This is a genomic window from Polaromonas sp. P1_G2, assembly GCF_056405515.1.
Window position 1 is genome coordinate 1 of sequence record NZ_JBFUBY010000599.1, and the last position, 767, is coordinate 767.

1 protein-coding gene is annotated in these 767 nt (G+C 60.2%); it reads right to left on the reverse strand.

Going from position 1 to position 767, the window contains the following annotated elements; translation table 11 throughout:
- Positions 1 to 298 precede the first annotated feature (298 nt).
- The coding region (locus tag AC1D0P_RS26430) for a TOBE domain-containing protein (RefSeq protein ID WP_477679438.1) at positions 299 to 767 on the reverse strand (469 nt) is incomplete at its 5' end.

The following is a 767-nucleotide window of genomic DNA, read 5'->3' on the forward strand; positions in this document are numbered from 1 at the left end:
AGATTGAAGAGGTCGTCGAGATAGACCGCCTGATGGGCGCGGTGGAAATTGCCGATGCCGAAATGCACGATGCCGGGCTTGATATCACTCCGCTGGTAGTTCGGTACCGCCGCATGGGCGGATATGGTGCTGAGATTAGCGAGCGACAGGGATATAGTCATGGCTTCATTCCTATGTCTGGGGACGAACCCGTCCATCCGTGCCACTGCCGGATCAATGCGACCGGCAGCGATGTGTCAAGCGTCGCTGGAGGCAGGCGACAAAACCGTACCCGCCTCCGGAAGGCCGGCAATCTTGGTCAGCGGATCGCCAGACCGTTGGCGTCGAAACGATGAAGTCTGGTCGCATCCGGCGTCAAATAGACGGTCTCGTCGAAATGGATATCGAAATCACCCGGCGCACGCACCGTGATCGTGCCCACCTTTTCCGTATGCACGTGCACGAATGTGTCGGCGCCGAGATGTTCGGCGACACCGGCCTTGCCCTTCCATTTGCCTTCGGTCTTGGAGATGCCCACGTGTTCGGGCCGCGTGCCGATCGTTGTGGCGTTGAGCGCCTGCGCCTCGGCGCCGGTCACCAGGTTCATCCTGGGCGAGCCGACGAAGCCTGCGACGAAGASRTTGKYTGGCSTGTGRTAGAGTTCCATCGGCGAGCCGACCTGYTCGATGCGGCCAGCATTGAGCACGACGATCTTGTCGGCCATGGTCATSGCTTCCACCTGRTCGTGGGTGACGTAGATCATCGTCGTGCCAAGCTGATGATGCAGC